3 protein-coding genes are annotated in these 2,186 nt (G+C 35.6%); all 3 read right to left on the bottom strand.

Annotation, left to right across the window (positions count from 1 at the left end):
- Positions 1 to 83, bottom strand: an 83-nt coding sequence (locus C0Q33_RS09630) for an archaellin/type IV pilin N-terminal domain-containing protein (protein WP_133121069.1), incomplete at its 3' end; no start/stop codon positions are given.
- A gap of 73 nt (positions 84 to 156) precedes the next feature.
- Positions 157 to 1,137, bottom strand: coding sequence for a cupredoxin domain-containing protein (locus C0Q33_RS09045; RefSeq protein WP_133121068.1), 981 nt, complete (start codon positions 1,135 to 1,137; stop codon positions 157 to 159).
- 172 nt (positions 1,138 to 1,309) lie between these two features.
- Complete coding sequence (locus C0Q33_RS09050) at positions 1,310 to 1,930, bottom strand: flagellin (RefSeq protein WP_101478279.1); 621 nt, start codon at positions 1,928 to 1,930, stop codon at positions 1,310 to 1,312.
- Positions 1,931 to 2,186: the final 256 nt, after the last annotated feature.

Here is a 2,186-nt window from a genome sequence, read left to right on the forward strand (position 1 = left end):
ATTACGAATGCTATCATAACTATTGCAGACTCTATGCCGATGACTCCACGACGAGTCTTTCTAGTTTTCAGTTCGTGTTTCATTAATGTTTAATGAAACGTCTAGGCTTAATCCTCAAGTATGTTTGGTATGATCAAACAAAAAATTTGAAAAATTCTATACCTGAATAATACTATGGTTTATCAAATATGATATACTTGATGCAAACTCATCGTCTGAAACTTTACCTGCAGTCCAATTTCCGGCATTGTTCTTAATCCAGACTGGAATTATCTGTGAGCTGATTTTTGGTATGTTTGATGTGTGAATTAACATGTATCCGTTTTTGATCAAAAATTGAATACCGTTGATAAACTCATTATCGGTTATTTCTCCACCTGCCCACCATTTTGCATTATTTTTAATATATTGTGGAATGTAATATGTGTTGGATGCTGATGGCTGGGTTTGATTAAAAAAAATATTGACATCTGTTATTGTGGATGGAAATCCATAATATGATTTTATTTTGTAATTTCCATCAGTCTTGAAAATTGAATTTGTAGCCTTGAATTCGTACAAGAAACTATGATCTTGAAGTATATTGGTCTGATTTAGAAAGACTAGATTTCGCTGGCTATCAAATATCTGAATTGTCACAGGTGTTATTTGATCTGTATTGGTTACAATTCCGGAGATTCTAACAGTATCACCGTCCGAGTAAACTTCTTTATCTGTTTCTATGTTAAAATCTGGAGAGGTTCCTAAATATGCTACACCTACATCAATTTTACCTGTCATCCAAGGATGAATTTTATCAAAATAATAATATGCTGACCATTCATGTCCTGTTGGGATTTTTAGAGAATATGTTTCCCCCGGGTTGATTGTATCGCTATCAAATATTTTTCCGTAATATGCCGGTTTATCTGGCACGCCACTTGTGACAGTATGTGTAGTAGTATCGTTGTTAATCCATTGAACTGTATCATTTTGCATTGCTTGTATTTCTGGAGGCCAGTAGGATGTACTATTTACCCCTGGATTTGTCTTTATTGTTACCTTCCATGGCATACTGGAACTATCCGCAAACACATGTGATGTTGATATGATGAAAAATATTACAAATAGGAATGTAATACTGTATGCCCTGCTCATGAAAAAAGTACTTGGGTATAAAACAAAACGACGACGCTTGTTCAAATTAGACTAATAGGGTAATTTTTTAGAACGTGAAAATGCTTGGATTTTCATCTATGATTGTAAATTATATGCCATCTTGAACTTAATTAAAAATAAAAAAGAAAGGTTGGTAGAATAAGTTTTTTGCTTATCCTAGGTCAACTATTTGTGTGGTAATTGCTGGCACTTGTCTTTCTACTGTCAATGCAGAACCAGTTGGTACGATGATCTCAGCCTTGATGTCATCTAGCTGTTTTGGTTTGTCTGCACTGTCATATTGAATTACCATGTTTGCATGTTCACCTACGTCAAGTATGTTGTTGTTGTTTATGTTCACGTCCCAGTAAATGATTGCCTGGGTAGAATGTGGTGCTGCGCTAGTTAATGAATTGCTGTTAGTACAGCCTTGATTAACTGCTGCATCAATTGCTGCTGATGCATTGTTGTATGAGGTTGAACCTAATACACAATTCACACCATAGATGTTGTCATATCTTACGGTATTGCTGTAATACTTGACGTCTGTCAGAGCAGGATCCAAGCTTACTGAATCTCCACCACCTGCTACCTTGATTGGTATTACTGTGGCGTTGAGTGTACCTGCTGAGACATCACCGAAACCGGTTACTTTGCCTGCGATCTCAAGTGCACTGCTGGATTCTGAGACAGAGGATGAAATTGCTGTCTTTGCCTTTTGTGTTGTTGAAAAACCCATGTTGAGGCCGATGACTCCACGACGAGTCTTTCTACTTCTTGTTGTAGATTTCATTACTAGTGATATCCACGGTATGGTATTATCCCACAGTGTGTGTATATTGATCAAACAAGAATGTCATAACCTGAGCGTGGCTTATTGTATGATGAAATTAAAAAATATAATTTCAAAAAGAAATTACCATGATAATTTATAATTGATTTAATTAAAAATAAAAAAGAAAGGTTGGTAGAATAAGTTTTTTGCTTATCCCAAATCCACGTTTTGTGTGGTAATTGCTGGCACTTGTCTGTCTATAGTCAATGCAGAA

It is taken from the genome of Candidatus Nitrosotalea bavarica, assembly GCF_900167955.1.
Classification (GTDB): Archaea; Thermoproteota; Nitrososphaeria; order Nitrososphaerales; family Nitrosopumilaceae; genus Nitrosotalea; species Nitrosotalea bavarica.